Source organism: Virgibacillus sp. MG-45 (genome assembly GCF_036409425.1).
GTDB lineage: Bacteria > Bacillota > Bacilli > Bacillales > Amphibacillaceae > LDC-1.
Window position 1 is genome coordinate 17692 of record NZ_JAXOFU010000001.1, and the last position, 23982, is coordinate 41673.

At 37.2% G+C, this 23982-nt stretch carries 21 protein-coding genes; 1 reads left to right on the top strand and 20 read right to left on the bottom strand.

Annotated elements, in window-relative coordinates:
- Positions 1-9 precede the first annotated feature (9 nt).
- The 18 genes from sigE to SPK86_RS00190 all read right to left on the bottom strand — a co-directional run bounded on the left by sigE (position 10) and on the right by SPK86_RS00190 (position 21781).
- A complete protein-coding gene (sigE, locus tag SPK86_RS00105; RefSeq protein WP_284140894.1) occupies positions 10-729 on the bottom strand; it encodes an RNA polymerase sporulation sigma factor SigE in 720 nt (239 codons plus the stop codon).
- A gap of 23 nt (positions 730-752) precedes the next feature.
- Positions 753-1673 carry a sigma-E processing peptidase SpoIIGA gene (gene spoIIGA / locus SPK86_RS00110; protein ID WP_330948425.1) on the bottom strand — a complete coding sequence of 307 codons (921 nt, stop codon included), beginning with the start codon at positions 1671-1673 and terminating at the stop codon, positions 753-755.
- 319 nt (positions 1674-1992) lie between these two features.
- Positions 1993-3120 carry a cell division protein FtsZ gene (gene ftsZ, locus SPK86_RS00115; RefSeq protein WP_330948426.1) on the bottom strand — a complete coding sequence of 376 codons (1128 nt, stop codon included), beginning with the start codon at positions 3118-3120 and terminating at the stop codon, positions 1993-1995.
- Positions 3121-3241: 121 nt separating this feature from the next.
- The gene (ftsA, locus tag SPK86_RS00120; RefSeq protein ID WP_284140897.1) at positions 3242-4525 is read right to left on the bottom strand and encodes a cell division protein FtsA; all 1284 of its coding nucleotides are present in this window, start codon (positions 4523-4525) and stop codon (positions 3242-3244) included.
- Between the two features lie 219 nt (positions 4526-4744).
- On the bottom strand, positions 4745-5527 hold the full coding sequence (locus SPK86_RS00125) for a cell division protein FtsQ/DivIB (protein ID WP_284140898.1): 783 nt from the start codon (positions 5525-5527) through the stop codon (positions 4745-4747).
- 165 nt (positions 5528-5692) lie between these two features.
- Positions 5693-6802: a stage V sporulation protein E gene (gene spoVE / locus SPK86_RS00130; RefSeq protein WP_284140899.1), complete on the bottom strand. Its 1110-nt coding sequence runs from the start codon at positions 6800-6802 to the stop codon at positions 5693-5695.
- An 80-nt stretch (positions 6803-6882) separates the two neighbouring features.
- The gene (gene murD, locus SPK86_RS00135; RefSeq protein WP_330948427.1) at positions 6883-8232 is read right to left on the bottom strand and encodes a UDP-N-acetylmuramoyl-L-alanine--D-glutamate ligase; all 1350 of its coding nucleotides are present in this window, start codon (positions 8230-8232) and stop codon (positions 6883-6885) included.
- The gene (gene mraY, locus SPK86_RS00140; protein WP_284140980.1) at positions 8229-9203 is read right to left on the bottom strand and encodes a phospho-N-acetylmuramoyl-pentapeptide-transferase; all 975 of its coding nucleotides are present in this window, start codon (positions 9201-9203) and stop codon (positions 8229-8231) included. Before mraY ends, murD begins: the two co-directional genes overlap by 4 nt.
- An 88-nt stretch (positions 9204-9291) precedes the next feature.
- A complete protein-coding gene (locus SPK86_RS00145) occupies positions 9292-10653 on the bottom strand; it encodes a UDP-N-acetylmuramoyl-tripeptide--D-alanyl-D-alanine ligase (protein WP_330948428.1) in 1362 nt (453 codons plus the stop codon).
- Positions 10653-12128, bottom strand: coding sequence for a UDP-N-acetylmuramoyl-L-alanyl-D-glutamate--2,6-diaminopimelate ligase (locus tag SPK86_RS00150; RefSeq protein ID WP_284140902.1), 1476 nt, complete (start codon positions 12126-12128; stop codon positions 10653-10655). The genes SPK86_RS00145 and SPK86_RS00150 overlap by 1 nt, the downstream gene beginning before the upstream one ends.
- A 138-nt stretch (positions 12129-12266) precedes the next feature.
- Positions 12267-14195 (bottom strand): stage V sporulation protein D, encoded by a 1929-nt coding sequence (locus SPK86_RS00155; protein ID WP_284140903.1) that lies wholly within the window; start codon positions 14193-14195, stop codon positions 12267-12269.
- Positions 14196-14321: 126 nt separating this feature from the next.
- Positions 14322-16565, bottom strand: a complete 2244-nt coding sequence (locus SPK86_RS00160; protein WP_330948429.1) for a penicillin-binding protein — start codon at positions 16563-16565, stop codon at positions 14322-14324.
- A gap of 14 nt (positions 16566-16579) precedes the next feature.
- Complete coding sequence (gene ftsL, locus SPK86_RS00165) at positions 16580-16951, bottom strand: cell division protein FtsL (protein ID WP_284140905.1); 372 nt, start codon at positions 16949-16951, stop codon at positions 16580-16582.
- Complete coding sequence (gene rsmH / locus SPK86_RS00170; protein ID WP_284140906.1) at positions 16951-17928, bottom strand: 16S rRNA (cytosine(1402)-N(4))-methyltransferase RsmH; 978 nt, start codon at positions 17926-17928, stop codon at positions 16951-16953. The genes ftsL and rsmH overlap by 1 nt, the downstream gene beginning before the upstream one ends.
- A gap of 42 nt (positions 17929-17970) precedes the next feature.
- Positions 17971-18402, bottom strand: coding sequence for a division/cell wall cluster transcriptional repressor MraZ (mraZ, locus tag SPK86_RS00175; protein WP_284140907.1), 432 nt, complete (start codon positions 18400-18402; stop codon positions 17971-17973).
- 273 nt (positions 18403-18675) lie between these two features.
- The gene (bshC, locus tag SPK86_RS00180; protein WP_284140908.1) at positions 18676-20298 is read right to left on the bottom strand and encodes a bacillithiol biosynthesis cysteine-adding enzyme BshC; all 1623 of its coding nucleotides are present in this window, start codon (positions 20296-20298) and stop codon (positions 18676-18678) included.
- 218 nt (positions 20299-20516) lie between these two features.
- Entirely contained in the window at positions 20517-20897 is a 381-nt protein-coding gene (locus SPK86_RS00185) for a DUF3397 domain-containing protein (RefSeq protein WP_330948430.1), read from the bottom strand.
- Positions 20894-21781, bottom strand: a complete 888-nt coding sequence (locus SPK86_RS00190; protein WP_330948431.1) for a 2-dehydropantoate 2-reductase — start codon at positions 21779-21781, stop codon at positions 20894-20896. The genes SPK86_RS00185 and SPK86_RS00190 overlap by 4 nt, the downstream gene beginning before the upstream one ends.
- 154 nt (positions 21782-21935) lie before the next feature.
- On the opposite strand from SPK86_RS00190, the gene SPK86_RS00195 reads away from it, so the two are divergent.
- Positions 21936-22415, top strand: coding sequence for an N-acetyltransferase (locus tag SPK86_RS00195; RefSeq protein WP_284140911.1), 480 nt, complete (start codon positions 21936-21938; stop codon positions 22413-22415).
- 73 nt (positions 22416-22488) lie between these two features.
- Here SPK86_RS00195 and SPK86_RS00200 read toward each other — a convergent pair whose 3' ends face one another.
- Together SPK86_RS00200 and SPK86_RS00205 are read right to left on the bottom strand one after the other, a co-directional pair.
- A complete protein-coding gene (locus SPK86_RS00200) occupies positions 22489-22962 on the bottom strand; it encodes an RsfA family transcriptional regulator (RefSeq protein ID WP_284140912.1) in 474 nt (157 codons plus the stop codon).
- A 97-nt stretch (positions 22963-23059) separates the two neighbouring features.
- The gene (locus tag SPK86_RS00205) at positions 23060-23821 is read right to left on the bottom strand and encodes an enoyl-CoA hydratase/isomerase family protein (RefSeq protein WP_330948432.1); all 762 of its coding nucleotides are present in this window, start codon (positions 23819-23821) and stop codon (positions 23060-23062) included.
- Between the last annotated feature and the right edge of the window lie 161 nt (positions 23822-23982).

Genomic DNA, 23982 nt, shown 5'->3' on the forward strand with positions numbered 1-23982 from the left:
CTATTCTAGCTAAACCATCTTGTTAAATTCTTTTTTTAAACGACGGATAATTTTCTTTTCTAGCCTTGATATATAGGATTGGGAAATGCCCAGCATATCTGCAACATCTTTTTGCGTTTTTTCTTCTTCCCCTATTAATCCGAAACGCAATTCCATTATCTGTTTTTCTCTTGCGTTTAATTGAGATAGTGCATCCTTTAAAAGATGTTTATCCACTTTTGTTTCTAAATCCTTTGTAATAATGTCATCATCTGTACCAAGGACATCTGACAACAATAGTTCATTCCCATCCCAATCAATATTTAACGGTTCATCAAACGATATTTCTGATTTTAGTTTATTATTCCGACGCAAGTACATTAGAATTTCATTCTCAATGCATCGAGACGCATATGTAGCAAGCTTTATCTTTTTTTCAGGATTGAATGTATTAACTGCTTTAATGAGACCGATTGTTCCAATACTTATCAAATCTTCAATATTTATTCCAGTATTCTCAAACTTGCGGGCAATATACACTACAAGTCGTAAATTCCGCTCGATTAGAACTGCTCGCGCTGATCTATCTCCTTTTGGAAGCAGCTCTAATAATTCTTTTTCTTCATCTTTACTTAATGGAGGTGGAAGTGCTTCACTCCCGCCAATATAATATATTTCCTCAGACTTTATTCCCAACTTAATTAATACCTTATACCACCATAAACGTATACGTAACCTCATAATTCTCATATCGATCCGCTCCTTCATTTTCATTATGCAGAATTCATTATTGCTAGCTTTACAATTTGTGGATGCAGTAAGCAATGATACATCTGATCACCCGTTAGTGTAGCAAATTGGATACCAACAAGTACCTTAGATGTTTCTATCGAGTGATTATGATAGTGAATAACTAAATGATCTGGCTTTATTGCTAGCATAAAGCTATTCTTTCCCGCAACACCTTGATATGGAATCAGCTGGATTACATCTTCCCATCGAGATGGAATGTTAGCTATATTCAAAGTTTCATAAATAGATTTTAATGTTGTCCAGTCGTCTACTGAAAACCAATTTTTTAGAAATGGTTCATCACAAATAACAACTGGTTTTTTTGTTAACGGGTCAACTAGCTGATTTCCACTATCGATATATCCTGTTGTTGAATAAGTTTCACCCTTTATCGTAAGATCAATTGAATAAAGCTGATCATATCGGATTTTCTCTATTGCGTGCTTGTCCATACGCCACTTCGTAAAGAACCATGAAATAGGGAAGCCTAAAATAACAAAAGTCCAGCTAACTGGATCACCAAAACCACTTTGAAATGTAAATAATCCTTCAGCAGAGATGCCAATAGGACGTTGGAATAAATAATGTACAGCTATCAATCCTCCTCCAATTGAAAAGGTTGTAAAATAGAACAAAAAGAGTAATTTTAGAAATCGTTTAACCGAGTACCAACGAAACGTACACCCAATAATAAGAAGGGAATAGGCAATTTTTCCAATGACTGTTGATGAAAATGAATTTGGATAATAGAGTGTAATCGGGACAAGAAGCGATGCAATAAAAGCACCAACAACAAGCCTTTTCACCGTAGTTTTCTCTTTCGCTATTGCTTGTGTCAGCATTAAGAGCATCATATCAAGAAAAAAGTTTAGCGCCCAAACGACATCAAGATAAATCGTCATCCTTTCCCTCCCATCAAAACCCCCAATGCCCAATAGACTTCGCCTTCAGTTCTTCTCACTTACAAAAACTAGATAATGTTTAAAGACAAATACGCAATGTTTCATTTTTTAGAAACTATGAAAAGTATAGCTGACGCTTCTTGCAAAGTCTGTCAATTCTTGTATGCAAAAATAGACTATTTTGTACTAGTTATCACCTTATTTGTCGGAGAAATATTACGAGTATATAAGTGAACGAATAATCTAAAAAACAAAAAACAAACAGCTATAATGTATAGCTGTTTGTTTGTAAAATTCGAATTCAATTGTAAATTAAAACCTATCGATCACGATTTCGGTTTCTTAAAAAGGTTGGAATATCAAGCACATCATCTTCCTGCCTTACATGCTGTCCTTGTCCAGCATCTCTTGAATAATCCTCTGTCGCTCTCGTGGCAGCCTGTTGATGATGATGGATAACAGGGCGTTGCTTTGGCTGTGGTTCAACCTGCTTTGATTCGTCAAACCCAGTAGCAATTACTGTTACAATAATTTCGTCTTTCAAACTTTCATTAATTACAGAACCAAAGATAACATTTACCTCATCATCCGCAGCTGTAGTTACTAGATCTGCAGCTTCTTGCACTTCATAAAGACTTAAATTCGTACCGCCAGTAATGTTCATAAGAATTCCATGCGCACCATCAATAGATGTTTCTAATAATGGGGAGGAAATTGCCTTTTTAGCAGCTTCGGTTGCTCTATTTTCACCTGTCGCAACACCAATACCCATTAATGCAGATCCCTTATCAAACATGATTGTTTTAACGTCTGCGAAATCCACATTAATCAATCCTGGTTTTGCAATTAAATCGGAGATCCCTTGCACTCCTTGACGTAGGACATTATCTGCTTCACGGAACGCTTCTAGCATCGGAGTGTTCTTATCAACAATCTCTAATAAACGATCGTTTGGTATAACGATTAGCGTATCCACACTACTTTTTAATGCATCAATTCCAGATACAGCTTGTGTCGATCTTCTTCTTCCTTCAAATGAGAATGGGCGTGTCACGACACCAACAGTTAACGCACCTAACTCCTTTGAAATTTGAGCAATAACAGGTGCAGCACCAGTTCCTGTACCGCCTCCCATGCCAGCAGTAACAAAAATCATATCAGCACCTTGTAACACTTCTTCAATTTGCTCTCTGCTTTCTTCTGCTGCCTTTTTACCAACATCTGGATTAGCGCCAGCACCCAAACCACGGGTTAACTTAGAACCAATTTGTAATTTCACTTCTGCTTTTGATAAATTTAAAGCTTGTGCATCCGTGTTGACAGCGATAAATTCAACACCTTCTACACCATGCTCAATCATTCTGTTAACAGCATTATTTCCACCACCGCCAACACCGATGACTTTAATTGTCGCTAGTTGATCCATATTTGTATCAAAATCTAACATACTATTCGTTCCTCCTAATATGCAAAATGACAAAATTTCAAGTAACTCTTTGTCAGCAGTTGCTTCTAATCCGATTCTGAATAAATCATCTTACCTACAGCTGCTAACAAGGAACGCTCGATTAATCAAAGAAATACTTAAAGAAATTAGCGATTCCAGATTCTTTCTTACTTTCTTTTGATTCCTTCGTACTTACTTTTACTTGCTGTTTTTTAATTTTCTTTGGTTGTTGTTCATATGACTGAGAAATCGAAGGAAACAATTCTTTTCCTTGTATTTTCGCATTATGATAAGCAAATTGCAAGATGCCTACCCCTGCTGTAAATTGAGGCTCTCGAACACCAATATAATCTGGAATAGCAATTCTCACATTGGCACGAAATATATCTTGTGCTAACTCTAATACACCAGGCATTTTCATAGAACCACCTGTAAGCACATACCCTCCAGGCAACTCTCTGAAGCCCATTTTACGAATTTCTCGTTCAGCATATGCATATATTTCTTCTAATCTAGCTTCAATCATATCTGCTATTTGTAATTGATTATATGATTGCTTATTATTACTACCTATAATAGAGGCTTCAAAAATTTCATCTTCGAGTGCATTATTATAAAAAGCATGTCCATGATTAATTTTTATATCTTCTGCTTCTTCTGTTGTCGTACGCAACCCAATAGATAAATCTTTTGTAATATTATCGCCACCGAGTGGAACGACACTTGTTGAAACTAAATGATCATTTGCATAGATAGAAACTGTTGAACAGCCGCCTCCCACATCAATAAGTGCGACACCAAGATTTCTTTCGTCCTTAGAAAGGGCAACAGTTCCAGCAGCTAATGGCTGCAGACAAATATCTGATATTTGTAGATTTGCTCGTTCCACACATTTCAACGTGTTATGTAATACTGTTTTGGAGCAGGTAATAATCGTACCTTCCATTTCTAAACGAACACCTATCATTCCTCTAGGATCCGTTATTTCATCTAGACCATCAACAATAAATTGCTTTGGAATAACATCAATGATTTCACGTTCTGGAGGAATAGAAATAACTTGCGCTCCATCAATTACTCTCTTTACATCTTCATCGCCAATTTCACGATTTTCACTTTGAACAGCAACAACGCCGTGACATGGTTGCAATTGAATATGATTCCCACTAATCCCTACAACCACACTATCAATTTGCATGCCAACCATTCTTTCGGCTTGCTCGACAGCATTTCGAATGGACTGTACCGTTTGATCAATGTCAACAATTGCTCCTTTTTTCATGCCATTGGACTTCGCTGTTCCAACACCAATTACATTTAACGAATCGTTTAAAACTTCACCAATGATTACTTTTGTTTTTGATGTACCTATATCAAGGCTTACCAGTATTTCACTGTTGTTCAAAGAAGGGCACCTCCAGTTTAAAACCATCCACTCACATGGTAGATTGTTTCAAAATTTACCAATTGTATAATCTAACTATAATCTCTTATTCTATCGGACTTACACTAAAAAATAAATATATATTCAGTATTTCCTTTAGAACCATGCTTATTTTTCATTATAAACTATTCGTTAAGACTTTTACATATTTGACTGCACGAAAAAATGATCAAATGTTCTTTATTCTCCAACCGTTTCTTCATTTAACTTATCCTTCTTGTTAAATGACTCGAAATATGCACCTACACCAATATGGATAATTCCTTTTTCTTTTGGATCGAGCTGCGACACAATAGATGGATAAACCTGCATACGATCTGCAAAATTGCGAATCGTTCCGGAAACGATATATCCATCATTCATGTATAAAGTTATCTTATTGGAATTTTCCTTTGATGGTGTCCAATATACTTCTGAAATAATATCGAGAATACTCTTTGGCAATTGCGAAAGTTCATCTGTCATGCGGTCAAGTAATTTTTTATTATCAAAGTCTAATAACATGGGAGCATCTCCACGCATACCATTAAGCACTTCATCTTTTAGAATAGTACCATTACCAAGCACAGCATATACCTTATTCTCTTTCTTTATGTATCCAACTCGATCTTGCTCTACTATCCGTATATCTACTGTCCATGGTAGTTGTCTACTAATTTCTACTTTCTCTACAATTGGGTCTTTCAATAATTGTGTTTTTGCTTCCTCTTTATTTATCGTCCAAATGTTCATATGTTTTAATAATCCACTTTTTTCCATTACTTCTTGATCAGTCAGAAGCGCATTTCCCTGGATAGTTATATTTTTAATCTCACTTAACGGAGACTGTAAATAAACAATGATAGAAAGTAAGAAGAAAAAAATAGACAGGTAAAACACAAGACGCCGATTTGCTTTTTTCTTTCGGGCTTGCTTCAATTTTGGAATTCGATCCTCAATCGAAACAACTTTTTTTTTGCTCATCTATTTTCGTCCTTTTAATAAAGTAATAGAAGAAAATGGCATGTATCATGCCATTTACCCCAGTTAAATGAATTATAACACAATATTGGAAAGAACAGATAGTAGTCAATGGTAGTTTTCAAGCTTTTTTTGTAAAACAATAATAGCGCGATTTCTTTCCCCCTTTTATAAATGAGAAGATTTACTTATATTAAGCAATATTCCTACAGAACAAAGTGTTAAAGTTAAGGACGAACCACCATAACTAAGAAATGGCAAAGTAATTCCTGTAACCGGAATTAAACCAATAACTACACTAATATTTATCATTACTTGAATTGCTAGCATGGAGACAATCCCTAAAGCCAGTAACCGTCCATATTGATCAGCTGCTTCTAATGCGATCCGTATCCCACGCCAAAACATAAATGCAAATAATCCAATTACAAATGTTCCACCAATAAATCCAAGCTCTTCTCCAAGAATAGCAAAAATAAAATCTGTCTGTGGTTCAGGAAGATAGAAATACTTTTGTAAACTTTCCCCTAATCCCATACCCATTAATCCACCTGGTCCAATGGCATAAAGTGATTGGATAATTTGAAAGCCATCTCCAAGTGGATCTTCCCACGGATTTAAAAATGCAGTAATTCTGCTAATTCGGTAGGGTGCAGATAATATTAAAAAAGCGAAACCTGCTAGCCCTAATATGGCTAGTCCAAAAAAATGTGACAGTCGTGCACCAGATACAAAAATCATAATCATACATGTAAGCACAAGAACAACACCTGTTCCTAGATCTGGCTGTAGCATGATAAGTCCGAAGGCAGTAAAAACCAACAGTAAAGACGGAAAAAATCCTTGTTTAAACGAAGTAATATATTTCTGATTATGATCTAAAAACAAAGCTAAATAAATAATCAAACCTAACTTCATAAATTCAGAGGGTTGTATACTAAATGCTCCTACTCCAATCCAGCTTTGAGCTCCACCTCTTGTCATACCGACACCTGGAATTAACACGAGTAGTAATAAACAAAAGCAAGCGAATAAAATTCCCTTCGCATACTTTCGCCATGTTCCGTACGGAATATTCATCGTAGTAAACATAGCAGCAATACCAGCACCAGCGAAGAGGAGCTGCCGTTTCAAGAAGTAAAGCTTATCATTATACTTATATTCTGCCCACACATAGGAAGAGCTTAGCACCATAATAATACCGATCAATAGAAGCAATAAAATGATTGTTAATAGTGTATAGTCTGGTTTGTCACCGAGCTTTGATTTTGAAAACAAAAAAAACACCCCTTTTTCCAAAGATGGAATAGGGGCTTCTAGCAATTATATACATCATTCATTTTCTTTGAAACAAGCCCCTACTTTAATGTATGCACGGCTTGCATAAACATGTCTCCTCTTTCTTCAAACGTACGATATTGATCCCAGCTTGCACAGGCAGGAGACAATAAGATTACATCACCTGGATCAGACAAGGAATATGCTTCTTTCACTGCTTCTTGCATGTTTTTTACAGCGATTTGTTTCTCTATTCCTGCTTTTAGAGCTGTTTGACTAAGTTTTGCTGCAGTTTGCCCGAATAATACCATCGCTTTCACGTTTTCTAAATAAGGGATTAAATCATCAAATGAATTTCCTCTATCTAGTCCCCCCGCTAATAAAATTACAGGCTGCTGAAATGACGCTAACGCTTTTTTTGTTGCCAGCATATTGGTTGCTTTGGAGTCATTATAAAATTGACGATCTTGTATAACGTCCACAAATTGTAGCCGGTGCTCTACACCCGAAAAAGTACGCAATACCTTCTGAATACCTTTGTTCGTTGCTCCTCCTAGCTTCGCTGCACTAACTGCAGCTAATATATTCTCAATATTATGCTCCCCAACCAAAACAACTGAATGGCGATCCATTACTTTCTCCGTTTTAAAGTAGATACTGTTATCATCTATCCATGCTCCATCAGCTAACTTTCTTGTAACCGAAAAAGGAATCTTTTGTGCAGATGCTTCCTGCACCTTCTTAGACAGAATAGGGTCATCTGCATTATAAACTAACATATCCGTATCACGTTGATTTTTATAAATATTACATTTAGCCATTACATAATTATCCATCGTTTTATGATAATCCAAATGCGCTTCAAAAATATTTAATAATACTGCGATATGAGGTCTGAATTGAGAGGTTCCTTGGAGCTGGAAGGAAGATAATTCAAGAACAAGCTTTTCTTCATCCTTAAGTGCTTGTGCAACTTCTGTTGCTACAAAGCCAATATTTCCCGCTACCTGTACACCTTGATTGCTTGCCTTTAGCATTTCAGTGATAAGCATCGTAGTCGTTGTTTTCCCATTAGATCCGGTAATACCAATAATCTGGTCTTCTGCAATATAACCCGCAAGCTCTACTTCCGTTATAATTGGAATATTGCGCTTCACTGCCTCAGCAACGATTGGATTATCATATGGAATTCCGGGATTTTTCACAACGACATCAATCTCTGTTAGCGTCGATAATGGATGGGAGCCAAGTATTACCTCTGCTCCCATATTTTTCAGCTCCACTACTTCTGGATCTAGACCCTTTGCTTTCATATCATTTACACGTACCTGTTTATCATTTAGAAGTAAAGCTTTCGCAGCCGCAGTTCCACTTTTCGCTAATCCGAGTACTAATATATGTTTATAAGGGAATTCCGCTAATTTCTTCACCCTAGCCACACCTCGATATATATTCCTAAAGCGGCGAAAATAAGTCCTACTAACCAAAAAGTAGTTACCACACGCCATTCTGACCAACCTAATAGCTCATAGTGATGATGTAATGGACTCATTTTAAAAATACGTTTGCCAGTCGTTTTAAATGATATGACTTGAATAATAACCGACAATGTTTCAATTACAAATACACCACCAACGATGACTAATAATATTTCTAACTTCATTAAGATAGCAATAGCCGCAATTGCACCACCGAGTGCTAATGAACCTGTATCACCCATAAATACCTTTGCTGGATGTGCGTTAAATACCAAGAAGCCAAGGAGCGCACCAACAACGGCTAAAGCAAAAATCCCAATTTCCTGCTGTGGGAAACCGTGCCAAGCAAGAATTCCAAAAGCTCCAAACGCTATTGCTGCCGTCCCCGCCAGTAAACCGTCTAGCCCATCCGTTAAATTAACAGCGTTTGAGGCTCCAACAAGCATAAATACGATTAGGATTGCGTATCCCCAGCCTAAATCCCACTGAATGGTAGTACCAGGAATTTGAATATGTGTTGGAAAGTCGTTACTACGTAAAATAAAGTAAAAAATAAATGCGATCACTAATTGTCCAAGCATTTTTTGCTTTGACGTTAGCCCTAAATTTCGCTTCATTACGACTTTAATAAAGTCATCTAAAAAACCAAGTAATCCATAGCCAACAAGCACAAAAATTAATAGCCAAAGCTCATAGCCAATATTGCCACTCGCCGTATATTTCCCTGCCATTATAATTGCAGTTATAACGATACTGAATACGATCATTATTCCACCCATCGTTGGTGTACCTGTTTTCTTCATATGTGATTTTGGGCCCTCTTCGCGAATACTTTGTCCAAACTTTAATCTTCTTAGAAATGGGATAAATATCGGTGATAAGAGGACGGTAATTAAAAATGCAATTGCTATTGTTATCGTCATAACGAAAATATTCACTGTAATTCCTCCTTGTATAAACCGTCCAAACGAAATCGTTGTTGCGTACTGCGCTATTGTTGTTCATTTATTATTATGATTGGATTGCTTTTACCATTGTTTCAAATTGCATTCCACGTGAGGCTTTGAATAATACTAATGTATCGTGCATAAGATATTCGTGCAATTCTCCCAATAAATCCTCTTTTGATTGAAAATGCGCACATAGCATGTTAGGTTGCTGTTTGCTTACAGTCTTACTAATGATTTCCGCTTCCTTGCCTACCGTATACAAGACAGTAATTGGAGGCTCGATACTTGCTGCTACAGACTGATGTAACTGTTTAGCTTTATCCCCTAACTCAAATATATCTCCCAGTACAAGCACTTTGTTCTTGTACCCTGTCATTTGTTTTATTACTTCAATAGCAGCAACCATAGAAGTTGGCGAAGCATTATACGTATCATTGATGATTGCAACACCTGATGCTCCTCGTGTAATTTCCATACGCATAGAAGTTGGCGGCAAAGTAGCTAGCGCCTTTTCTATTTGCTCCTGCCCAATATTTAGTTTCCTTCCAACCGCAATCGCATACGAAGCATTTTTGGCATTATGTACTCCGAGTAATGGAATAGAATATGAATAATTATCCGAGAGCTTAAAGCTTGTTTGGGTATTACTAATGGTAACATCTGACAAAACAACATCGTTCTCAGATTCAAGCCCACATGTTAATACATTATCATCCTTTTTAACATGATTTAGTAATGGTTCATCGCCATCGATAATGAGGCAACCATTTTGCTTTAATCCATGTCGAATTTCTAATTTTGCCTTGGCTATGCCTTCACGTGAACCGAGAAACTCAATATGTGATTCCCCAATATTTGTAATGACTGCATAATCAGGCTTAGAAATTTTCGTTAAACGTTCAATCTCACCAAAATGGTTCATTCCCATTTCCAGCACAAGCAGTTCTGTATCGCGTGTCATTGATAATATTGTTAACGGCAGTCCAATATGGTTATTAAAGTTTCCTTGTGTAAAATGGGTCTTATAGCTTGTGCTTGCAATAGCTGCGATCATTTCCTTTGTTGTTGTCTTCCCGTTTGAGCCTGTAACGCCAATAACAACAGGGTCAACTAGATCTCGATATGCCGCTGCCAGCTTCTGCAGGGCGACATCCGTATCCTCAACTAAAAAAACTGGAAAGTCAGTCGGTAGGAATCGGGGTAACGCTTTGTCTTTATTCCAAATCGCTGCAACAGCACCATTATTAAAAGCTTGCTTTATATAATCATGACCATCAAACTTTTCACCAACTAAAGGGATAAAAAGTGAGTGGGAGGCATTTTCTCGGCTGTCTGTTGATACCGCATTGATAGGAATTGCAGACTGTGCTTCTCCACGATAATTTTCAAACACACTAGCAATCCATTGTGTTGTAAATAACATTATTTTCTCTCCTTAGCTACTATAGCTTCCTGAGCAACCTCACGATCATCAAAATGAAGTTTTTCATGACCGATTTGTTGATACGTCTCATGTCCCTTTCCAGCTATAAGAATGATATCATCGTTTTTAGCAAGTGCTACAGCATGGTGTATTGCTTGCTTCCGATCAACGATGACCTCATAATTTGTTTCTTTTGTTAACCCATTAACCATGTCTTGCAAAATTGCTTCAGGCTGTTCTGTTCTAGGATTATCAGACGTAAGTACGGCGTGATCAGCATATTTTGTAGCAATTTGTGCCATCAGCGGACGCTTCGTTCGATCACGGTCTCCTCCGCAGCCAACAATCGCATATATTTTTCCTTTCACAAACTCTTGTACTGTTTGTAATACATTTTCTAATGAATCCGGTGTATGCGCATAATCCACTATCACACCAAAATCTTGCCCAGCTTTTACTGGTTCAAAACGACCATTTACTCCAGGAATCGTTTCAAAAGCTTGCTTAATAACTTGAAGGTTAACCCCATCTGCTATTGCAGCACTTGCGGCTGCGAGCATATTATACACATTAAACATGCCAATTAATCTACTCTTCACGTTAATCGTTCCGATAGGTGTTACGAGTGTATACGTTGTTTCCCCTGCGTGTAGCTGGATATCTGTTGCCGATACATCCGCATCATTACGACAACCATATGTTAAAACATGCTGTGCCGTACTTCGTTTTAAGAGATCGATGGAGGAATCATCCGCATTTAAGATAGCAAATTTTCTTCCTGCTTTTATATAACTATTTCCTAATTGGGCAAAAAGCAGACTCTTCGCACGTAAATAATCATCTAAATCTTTATGATAATCAAGATGATCCTGAGATAAATTCGTAAATATGGCTATATCAAAATCTGTACCATGAACTCTTCCTTGATCTAAGGCATGCGAGGAAACCTCCATTATCCCCTGTTCCACTCCTGCTTCTATCATCTGATGGAATGTGCGTTGGAGAAAAAGTGCATCTGGCGTTGTGTTTTGAATTGGAAACGCCTCATCCCCAATTTTCATTTGAATCGTACCAATAACACCTGTTTTCTTTCCATTTACTCGATAGATTGAATCTAAAAGATATGTTATAGTCGTTTTCCCATTCGTCCCAGTAATTCCAATGAGCGGGAGCTGACTTGAAGGATAATTATAAAAATGAGAAGCAAGCAAAGCCAATGCGCGTGTTGTATCCGATACAACAATCACAGGAACTGCTGCCTCTACTTTCTTTTCAGCAATGATTGCAACCGCACCATTTTCGATTGCTTGTGGTATGTAATTATGTCCATCGACCGAAAAACCAGTGATACAAATAAAAACATCACCTTGTTCGATTGCACGTGAGTCTATCTTTAACGATTGCACTTCAATATTGTCTAATTCACTATAACTAGTATAGAACGGTACGGGTGTAAGTAATTCTAATAATTTCATTGTAAACATCCTCATTATTATTTTTTCGAAACAATGCCTAAGTATAATTATTCTAAACCGAAACAATTTTTAAGAGGGTGGATCACCCTCTTCATTTTATATCCCATTTATTATAGCAAAATTCACCTTGAATCTCGATTATTTTTTATTTGAAAGATAAATCCGAATCTTAGAACCTTGCTCTACTTTCACACCTGGCTTTGGTGACTGATCAATAATATAGTCTCCCTTACCACTTGTTTCAATAGCTAAATTAGTTTGAAATTCAACAATCTCCTTTTTTTTCAATCCAACTAAAGAGGGAACCTCGACCTTTGGCTGTTCAGGCCATTTATACTCTTTTTCTAGTCCATCTTTTCGTCTTTTAACGCCTAAAGCGTTAAGACTATCACCAATAATCGTACCAACAATAGGGGCTGTCACAACACCACCAAATTGAACCGTTCCTTTTGGATTATCAACCGCTACATAGACAACAATCTCTGGATCATCTGCAGGAGCAAATCCTATAAAAGAAACAATATGGTTGTTCGACATATATTTCCCATCTGGCCCAACCTTTTGGGCAGTTCCAGTTTTCCCTCCGACACGATAACCATCAACATAAGCTGGTCTACCTGTACCTTTTGCTACAACACTTTCTAACGCATTCCGAACTTCCTTTGAGGTGGCGTCAGAAATAATGCGTTCCTTTAATACTGGTTGATGTTCTTTTACTGTGCTATTTGTTTGTGGATCAATCCATTCTTTAGCAACAAACGGCTCATACAAGTAGCCGCCATTTACTGCGGCTGATACTGCCATTACTTGCTGTATAGGGGTAACAGATACGCCTTGTCCAAAAGCAGTTGTGGCTAACTCGACCGGCCCAACATTTTCTGGCTTAAAGAGAATCCCATTACCTTCTCCTTGTAAATCAATCCCTGTCTTCGTTCCAAACCCAAAATCTCGGATGTAACTAAATAACCGTTCTTTTCCCAATTTCTGTCCAAGATTAACGAATCCGGGGTTGCACGAGTTTTCAACAACTTCCAAATAAGATTGATGACCATGGCCTCCACTTTTCCAGCAGCGTAGCTTCGCACCACCAACTTTAATCGAACCTGAGTCATGATAATGATCCTTTTGTAAATCAACGACTCCTTCTTCTAAAGCTGCGGCTAATGTAATAATTTTAAATGTTGAGCCCGGTTCATAGGTACTCCAAATCGGTAAATTACGATTATAAATATCAGCATCCACTTCTTGATATTTTTCTGGATGGAAAGCTGGTCTTGCTGCCATTCCTAATACTGAACCATTTTTCGGATTCACGGCAATCGCTAACGCGCCATCTGGATTATATTTTGCGACAGCAAGGTCAAGCTCTCTTTCAATAATTGTTTGCACTCTACTATCAATCGTAGTTTTTAAATCTAAGCCATCCTCTGGTGCTTTATATACATCAGCAAGCTGCTTTAGCTTACCTCCCTTTGCATCCGAATAAAATGAAAGACTTCCTTTTTCACCACTTAATTTCTCATCATGATAAAGTTCTAAACCCATTAAGCCCTGATTATCTATGCCCGTAAATCCAAGAACATGAGCTAAATCATCTCCGAACGGATAATGTCGCTTTGAATCCTTTGCTAAATACACACCTTCCATATCAAGTGTACGGATTGCTTTTTCCTGCTCTTCAGAAATCTTTATCCCTTCTGGTCTTATTTGTGAGGACATAGCTGACTTTGTTATTTGCTTGTACGCTTTTTCAACAGATATATGTAAAATAGCTGCCAGCTTCTCTGCTGTTTCCTGTGGATTTTTAATTTGTCTGGGTACAACTACAACAGAAGGTGCTGTTACGTTTTCTGCTAATACTTCCCCATTTACATCTAATATTAAACCTCGCTCAGGTTCAAAGAGAATATCTCTACTCCAAGATTCATCAGCAAGCCCCATAAGTTTATCTCCAATAACAAATTGCACATAACCTAAACGAAAGTCAATGATTCCAAAGAATAAAATGCCAATAAGAAAAACAGTAACTAATCTTTTTCTAACGGTCACAGTCGATACTCGCTTCATCTTTTTACCCCTTTTCATAGGTATGCTTGTATCAACTATATGAGATAGAATATAGATTAGAACACTGTTTTTCTGAGAAAATAATTCACATATATGGAGTACTAGCTGCAAGCAGCTCCACTATTTTTATTCTATGTCACCATCACTTTGTTGCGCTTCTTTTTCTTCCGTGTTTTTTTCTAGTTTCAGCTTATTTGGTGGCTTCAATTCCACGCCAAGGTATGCATTTTCTTTTATTGGTTTCCCTTGTTGAATGCTTTGCTTCACAACATATCCATTGCCAATTGTTTCAAGCTTTAATTCGGTTAATTGCGCCAGCTGAAGTACATCTCGCATCGACCAGCCAATAACCGATGGCATGCTAGGATTTTCTGTCAACAAAAGCACACGTTTGCCCGGGAGAATATCATCACCCACTGCCACGTTAGCACGAGTTATCGTATCTCCAGAACCTATTACAGTAACATGAATATCTTTTTCTGCTAATACCTGTTTTACTTTAGTCACAGATTCTCCTACCAGATCTGGAACCTTAACTTTCTGCGTTTTATTGTTCTCACTTTTATCTGGCTTAATGTCCATATAATGTAGCCCGTTTTGCATCACATTTTTAAAAATAAATGATGTTGGCGTAGCTCCATGCTCATAGCCTTCTTCAAAGAACAATTTTGGTTGTTTAATCGATACATACATCATTAATTGTGGATCATCCTTTGGAGCCATTCCAAGAAAAGAATAGAGGTTATTTTCTACTCCACTCATATATCCACCTGTTTCTGGATCAGGAATTTGTGCTGTTCCTGTTTTTCCAACAACGGAATAATCATCCAATGCGTACATTTTACCTGTACCATACTTTCCGTTTACAACAGATTCCATCAAGTTTAACATTTGCTTCGAGGTTTCTGGAGATATCGGCTCCCCTACCACCTTAGGCTTGCTTTCTTCAATAATTGTACCGTTGTTTGCATCAACAATTTTCTTTAAAACAAATGGCTGCATCATTTTTCCGTTATTTGCAATGGCTGTTGCAGCCTTCATTTGCTGGATTGGTGTGATCGTACTTCCTTGCCCAAAAGCTGTAGTAGCTTTTTCAAGTGGCCAATTATAAAGAATCTTCCCTTTAACTTCACCCGGTAAATCAATGTTCGTTTCTTTATCGAAATCAAATGCTTTTAAATACTCTAGGTACTTCTCAGGACCAAGCTTTTCCCAAGCAAGTTTAGCAGCAGCAACGTTGGAGGAACGTTGGAACCCTTCATCATAAGATATGGTTCCCCATCCCTTTCCATAGTTATGATCTGGGATTGCCCTAATTTGCTTATTAATCTTGTACTTTCCTGATTTATATAAATCCGCTCCGTTGTAGACTCCTTCTTCGATAGCAGAAGCCCATGTAAATATTTTCATTGTAGAACCTGGCTCTATCGGGGTGGATATCGCATCATCGTACCAGTTCTTTACGTCTGCTGGGTTATTTGGATCATAGCTCGGCCGGTTGCTCATTGCGAGAATTTCACCAGTTTTAGGATTCATAACAATCGCCGTTAGCCGTTCTGGCTCATATTTATCCTCTACCTGACTCATTACATCCTCTAGCAATGTTTGTATTTTTTGATCAATTGTTAAGTATATATCATCACCATCATGTGGTTTCTTTATTTTTTCATTGGGATCAAGCAGTTTCTTATTAAACCGATCACGCTCGAATGAAATATAGCCATCCTTTCCGGCTAATAAATCATTCATTTCTTTTTCAATCCCAGTGACACCGGTTATATTTTGTTCCACTCCTGTGTCCGTTTTCTTTTCTGATTCTTGTGCAAATCCAATGATATGTGATGCAAATTTCCCATTCGGATAATATCGGATCGCTTCCTCCGTAAAATTAATGCCAGGCAGCTTTAATGCTTCAATCTCTTCTTTCTTTTTTTGCGAAAGTTGTTTCCCCTTCGCACCGAATTCCACCTGTGTTCGACCTTTTTCAATTCCATCTTTTATTTGTTTTACGATGTACGTTTTGTCCATATTTAATAAAGGAGCCAGCATTTCCGCAGTTTTCTCCGGATCTTCGACATGCTTAGGCTCCTTTAAATTTTTAGAATAGGCTTTATCGACGATAGCATAAAGTCGAAAAGTTGGTCGATCATAAGCCAGTAGCATTCCGCTACTATCATATATTTTTCCTCGTTCCGCTTCGATCGAATAAGAGGCTGTTCTTTTTTCCTTGGCCCAATCCTTTAATGATACGTTATCCACTACACCAGTTACTTGAATGTACAAAAAACGACCAGTTAAAAGTAAAAACAAACCAACAAAACAAACAATAAGGATACCGGCCATCATATGCGTTGTTTTATTTTTTTTCATTTTCCTTCACCCGATCAATTATGGAATGAAGCCGCTTGTTTTACAGTAGCATTTTGTATTTTCAAGCCATTTTCCTTTGCGATTTTAATAATTCGTTCAGGCTCACTTAACTCTTTTACTTCATATTGCAAGTGTTCATTGCTAAGCTGTTGCGTTTGAACGGTTTTTTCTAATGATTGCAACTCTCTATTTAATGCGTCCGTTGAAGAAGAAAAAGAAACAACCAATGTTGCAGCAACAACAAGGATGATTGCTACCACAGAATACAAAATCTTTTCACCCTTTGTAATCCATCCCGCTTTACGAATTATGACTTTTTGTTTATCCTGTTGCGGCGTCTGGACAGTATAAGATTGTTCCCAGCTTCTTGCGTGATTTGCTGCCATTATTTTTTCCACCCTTCTTCATAAGTAAAGTCATCGTTCCACGCTTTTGTTTTTTCCACGATTCTTAGTTTTGCTGATCTTGATCTACGGTTTTCATCAAGTTCGTTATCTTCTGCCACGATTGGTTTTCTAGTCACTAATTTAAATGGTGCTTCATTTTCTTTTGGAATAACCGGTAAGTTCCGTGGCGTTTCTTTTCTTGTACTCCATTTTTTAAAAGCTTGCTTACATAGTCTGTCTTCTAATGAATGGAAGGTAATCACAACGATACGACCATCCACAGAAACAAGTTTCGCCGCTTGATGAAGTGCATCATTAAACACTTGCAATTCATTGTTTACAGCTATGCGAATTGCTTGAAAAATTCGTTTTGCTGGATGTCCACCCTTTCTCCTTGCGGGTGCAGGAATTCCATCCTTAATGATATCTACTAATTGGTGCGTTGTATCGATGGGTTGTTTTTCACGATATGCTTCAATTTTTCTCGCAATTTGCTTTGAAAACTTTTCTTCGCCATATGTAAAGAAAATTGCTACTAAATCGTTATATTCCCAATGATTAACGACATCCCATGCAGTTAAATCTTGTTCTCTATTCATCCGCATATCAAGCGGTGCATCATGCTGATAACTGAACCCTCGATCCTCTCTGTCTAACTGAGGAGAAGAGACCCCTAAATCAAATAATATGCCATCCACATGAGTTATCTCATGCTTGGTTAATTGTTCTGTTAGTTGACTAAAGTTACTGTGTATAAATAATATTCGATCCTGATAGAGCTTTAATCTTTCTTTCGCTGCTTTTAAAGCATCTTGATCCTGATCAAATGCAATAAGCAATCCATTCTCATTTAAGCGAGAAGCTATTTCTTCTGAATGCCCTCCACCACCAACTGTACAATCTATATATGTACCATTTGGCTTAATGGATAGCCCTTCAATGGCTTCCTTTTTTAACACGGTATAATGTTCAAACATGGGTTCACCTTCTTTATAAATTCCACCGCTACCTTTATGTTCCTAAATATCAAAATCCATTAGGTTTTCGGCGATTTCCGCAAATGACTCTTCTGATTCATTGAAATAATCCTCCCAGTTCTCTTTCGCCCAGAATTCGATCCGGTTAGATACGCCAATGACTATGCAATCCTTATCTAGAACTGCATATTTTCGAAGTGGTTGCGGGATATTTATTCTTCCCTGTTTATCAACATCACATTCTACTGCGCCTGAAAAGAAAAAACGAGTGAAGGCTCTAGCATCTTTTTTTGTTAATGGAAGCTGCTTTAACTTGTCTTCTAGTGCCTTCCATTCTTGCATTGGATAGGCGAACAAGCATTTATCTAGTCCACGGGTCACAACAAAGCTATCTCCAAGTCCATCACGGAACTTGGAGGGAACAATTATTCTTCCCTTTGTATCAATGCTATGTTGGTATTCTCCCATAAACATAGAGTCCGCCCCACTTTCATATTTTCATATTACCACAACACCCCACATTTCACCACTTTTTTTCTAAAAAAAGCATATTTTTTTAGAAAAACAAGCTTTATTGGTATTCGATATGATCAAAAACCACTCGTCTTATCCTCTAAAAAATGATCAAGCAAAAAAAGCATAAACCTTGTTGAAACAAGGTTTATGCTAGATTCAGATCAATTATTTAGTATGAATAAACAGAAACAAAATCATGATAATTAAAAAAGTGGAGAATGGTGGGGGAAATTATAAATAAACAATATAATGGTCCTCATCCATCCTAAAAGATTGATCTAATAATTGGCTAATAAATGATGCACCATGCTCGTTAATGAACGGCAACGGATTCCATATTCTTTCCTGAAGTCCGCCAGCAGGATGAAGTGCTTTTTGTAGCAAGTCAAATTCCTCTAGCTCTTTCGAACATTTTTCCTCGATTGCTTGCAAAATTCGTTTTTCAAAATACGCAATTTCAGAATGTAAATGGGAAAGGTTTCTTTCTCCTATTTCTCCAAGATCTGCGCGAAGATTCTTTGCGATTTCGCGAAGTGGCTTGTGTGCTTCTGTTAATGTTTGTTTTAATTGCGCTACAACAGCATGAACCTGTGGGTTATGCTGGCTTGCTAGCCAATCCGCCCTCACCTGATCTATTCCACCATTCACTGCAGATTCAATCGAAATGTTATATTTGTGTGCTATTTTTTCGATATGACGATCAATATACGTAAACGACAATCGCGGCAGCACTGGCGGCATCTTCATATCTAGTGCATGAAATGCAGGCTTCAAGACAGACCAATATGCAATTTCTCCTGGTCCACCTATAAAAGCTAATGATGGAAACAAGAGTTCTTGCATTACTGGCCGTGTTACTACATTGTTACTTAATTGTTCAGGATAATTTTCTGCGATATGTAATATTTCTTCAGTAGTAAGCTTTACTTCGTCTTGCTTTCCAAGCCAATCTCCATTTTGATCTCGAGTCAATAAAATTCTCTCATTGTTATAATGGTAGAATAGATGTGCATCCCTTTCATTACAATCTAAAGAAACTGGATAATCCTTTTCCTTGATACGACGTATCGTCTCATAAACACCTGAACTAATCTCTGATTGTTTCTCCAGCATCCGGACAAAATAGTCGCTTTCTAATTTACGAAGCGCTTCATTTCCTGAATCAACTAAAACGAGACCTTCTTCAGCGAAAAGCAGATGAATGATCCTAGCAAAAAAGTCGACATACGTTTCTGAAAGGAATAAACAGTTCTGTAATGACTGATAAAGATCGTTCGTATAAGCTGTCTCCTTTAACTGCGAACATATTTGATACAACCATTCTTCCACTACGGGTTTATCCAATTTAATATCAGAAACCGGATATTTGTACATCACTTTTTGAAGAAGCTTATGTTTTTGCATTTCTTTCTTTCCTGGTAAATATACATGATTAATTTCATCGAAATCATGATCTTCCCCAGCAATCCAGAACACAGGTATAACCGGTATTCCAAGTGATTTTTCTTGTTCCTTTGCATGGTACAGGATAGAAATTATTTTATTAATCGTATACATTGGCCCCGTTAATATTCCAGCTTGTTGTCCACCGATTATAACGACACTATTTTCATCCTTTAAACGATGGATGTTCGTAATTGTTTTATTTGAAGCATCCCATGCTTTATTCATTGATAGTAAGCATTCAGATAGTTGTTCACGTTTAAATTGACGGTTGTTTAAATCACGGACCCTATTATTTAAATCTGTTAGTGAAAATGCATAATCAAAATAAGACATAATTGCATCATCATTGTTTCTGTAATCTCGAATTAGTTTGTTCTGACCATTCAATTGAATAGGGTCTATATGCATAAATAACTTACTCCTTTTATTTTAATAAAGTAAAACTTTAATAAATCATTCCTCGACGTCCCCTCAATTTGGGGTTGTCAGTTTTATGTAGGATAAATACTTCCATTATGTATTTTACATAAGTTTACCTTTCTTTTCATGTATTCTGTTTAGGAGTTTAATCGACCCAATGGAAGGTATACTTTTATCGTATCCGCCAAAGAGGCTTCCTGAATTCGTTAAACAAAGATCTTCCCTAAAATTCCATAGCATATTAATACGAAATATAAAAATGAGAAAAGCAAAAAGCAGCTTCGCCAAAGCACTTTAAATGCTGCTTGATAATTTATTTCTATTTTTGTTTTCCATTGAACGATAATGATAACCGTAAATAATATTAATAGTACAAGTAGAAAAATACCAATAAAAAATTGATCAAACAAATTATTCAAAATAATAAATACTGCAATTATGTATAATAATGTCGTCCAATTCACTGCCTTAAAAAATGCTTTGCGTGAATAATTCGATTTAAGACGGAGCAATCGATAAATTAAAAAAGTTGTAATTGGTGGTACGGTTACGAAAATCGCAATGAAATATGCCATCATATCGATCATTTATTTTGTTTCCCCCTGTTCCATTCCATCGCAAGCACGGCATCATGAATAAAAGCTATATTCGGAATTGCCTTTTCTGCTCTTTCCATTATATATCCTGTGATGGAAGAAATCTCTGTACGTCTCCCCGCAATTATATCTGTAAGCATGGAGGAATAATTATTTTTTGTCTTTTCTGCGATTTGTTGCACCCGATGCCAATGCGTTGAAAAATCAACGCCTAAAACCATAGCTGCCTCATTACAAATTTCCTTGGCAATCGCATGAAGGTAAGGATTCTCATTCAGCTGGCCATTCGTAACGTGAAACAAAGCAGTTAAAGGATTAATTACTACATTTATCATTAATTTCTCTACTAGCATCTGTTCCCATCGGTTTTCAACTATAATTGGAAAATCTGACTGTTCAAGCTGCCTTTTGACATTCGCTAATTTTTCTATATCGATTCCTTTATATGTCGCTAACCGAATACATCCATGGCCTGTGTGCTGGTACGTATAATCATTGTGTTTGAGAGCTCCATGCTCTACAATCCCAACAATTGTAGGATATTCAAGCGATTCTAACAATTTCACATGCCCCATCCCGTTTTGCAAAAAAATAAGAGGCGTTGAACGATTTACATGCTGTCGGATACTTAACAAAACGTTAGGCAAATGGTATTGCTTCACACATAAAAACAAATAATCTACTTCCTCTAATTCTTCGAGTAGCTTTACAGTAATATACTGCGATTGCGTAGAATTAGCTTTTTTTAATCCAAAGCGCATCAGGTCGTTCTTTTGCTCTAATCTTCGTACATACAATGTAACCTCATGCAGATTGTTTAGAAATCCTGTAATTAACAAACCGATCGAGCCACCGCCGATTACTCCTATTTTCATGGTTATACGCCTCTCCATTGTAATATTCAGTCAGGGAAAAAGGAAATGTTTCACCACATTTGCTACCCTGTCATTTCTTTCTATATTTTTTTATACTATAATAATATAAAAGGGGTAAAAACAAAAACAATTTTCAACGAAGGGGGAAGTTACATTGGACACGATCAAGGTGGAGCGTCTCTTAATCAACTACAAAACATTAGAGGAGTTTAAACGATTTAAGGAATACGGACATCAGGAATTGTCCATGCTAGAGGATCTAGAATCGAATATTGTTGAGAACAACAGTGAATCGCCTTTTTATGGAATTTATTATGGAGATACGTTAATTGCACGAATGAGCTTATATAAAGTAGATAAGAAATATGATGCTTATTTTGAACCAGCACATGATTATTTAGAACTGTGGAAGCTAGAGGTAATCCCACACTACCGTAATAAAGGGTATGGAAAGGTATTAGTTGATTTTGCAAAAAGCTTTGAACTTCCAATTAAGACGAATCCAAGGGTTAACTCACATGGCTTTTGGGAAAAGATGGGATTTCAGAAAGCGCATTATGATATGCAGCGTGATTTAGGAGAAAACCCATTAATTTGGTTACCACAAGGGGTTAGCGAAAAAGGAGTCGAATAACGTAATAAAAGAGGCCAACGCCTCTTTTATTTCATTTCGGCAACCAAGTATAGTATGATTTCAGCGTGTAAGGCTATTTAAGTGCTTTATCGTTTACCCAGCTCCATAATTTCCCCATTTCTTGCCATGCATTCTCATATCGAAGGAGTTGTTCTTTTAACCTTCTATTTTCTTCCTCTAACAGCTCCGCCTGCTTTTGTTTTTTCTTGTTGGAGCTAAACTCCATTGCAAACCCTGATCGCATTTTCTCCAACAATAATATCGCGGAATCTATCGTATCTTTTTCTACATCATCTTTCACAGCTTCTGCACTATATGTCCCCCCGCGCTTCCGCTCTTCTTTTGCACGCTGTATCGCATCTTCATATTGCTTTCGAATGGTTGCATTCCAACGAAAGCCACAGGCAGCCGCCGTTCGAGATAGCCTTTCTGCTACTTCTTTAAAAGCTTCCAGTTGAGTCTTCCCATCACGAATATAGCGAAGTACTGTTTCAGCAAGTATCATATCTTCCTCTTCTGTCCATGCATCCTGCCGTGTCACATTCATACCATCACTCCTTACATGTTTGCTTACAATGTATGCAAAAAATAGGAATGATAGAATAACTGTTTCATAAAACGATATAAAAAGTCACTATCAAGTACTATTTACGATGCATAAACCGGTGGACTGCTTGCTTATGCTCTGGACTATCCCATAACGTTGCACAGCTTCGAACCTCTGCATTCATTTCAGCGTTTAATGCTAGAGCGGATAGTTTTTTCTTATACTGCGCTTTCAATAGTTTCATTTGATCAACTGATTTTAAAATATAGGGTTGAAGGAAAACATTAGGATCAGACCATTGAGATTTATCAACTACTTGTTGTATCCATCCCTTTTCCATTAAATAGGATGCTGAATAGATAGCTCCTTCTAATAACCATTGAAATGCGAATGTATGATGCACCTTTTCATAGAGCAAGACCCCCCCACCCCATCCAGGAACAATGCCTAATGTACTTTGTACAAATCCAAATGTAGTAGATTCTTTTGCGATTCGAATATCACATGCAGTGGCTATTTCGCAACCACCTCCAAGCGCATTGCCATTCAACAAGCAGATAACTGGAACTGGAAAAGCTACAATTTTATATAATACCTCTTTCATTGGATACAAGATCGAAAATGCTTCATCAGGAGATAAATCCCCGTGTAAATCATATAAATCTCCACCAGAACAAAACATCTTATCTCCGAATCCCGTCAAAACTAAAAAATTTAACGGTTTTTGCTTCGCTTTTTCTAAACAATCGTTCAAGTCCTGTGTCATTTTTTTCGAAATAGCATTATGTTTTTCTGGTCTATGTAATGTGATAACTCCATAGCCTGCCGCTTCGAACGCTAATGTTACATTGCCTGCCACCTTCATCAATTCCTTTCTCAGCATGCTCCGTACAAAATATCATATTTATCATAGCCCGAATAGCGATTACTGTCCAATGACTACGAAACCGAGAGAATCAATGTAAGAATCTCTTTTTCTATAAACAAAAAACAGATCACTTCAAATAGTGATCTGTTTTA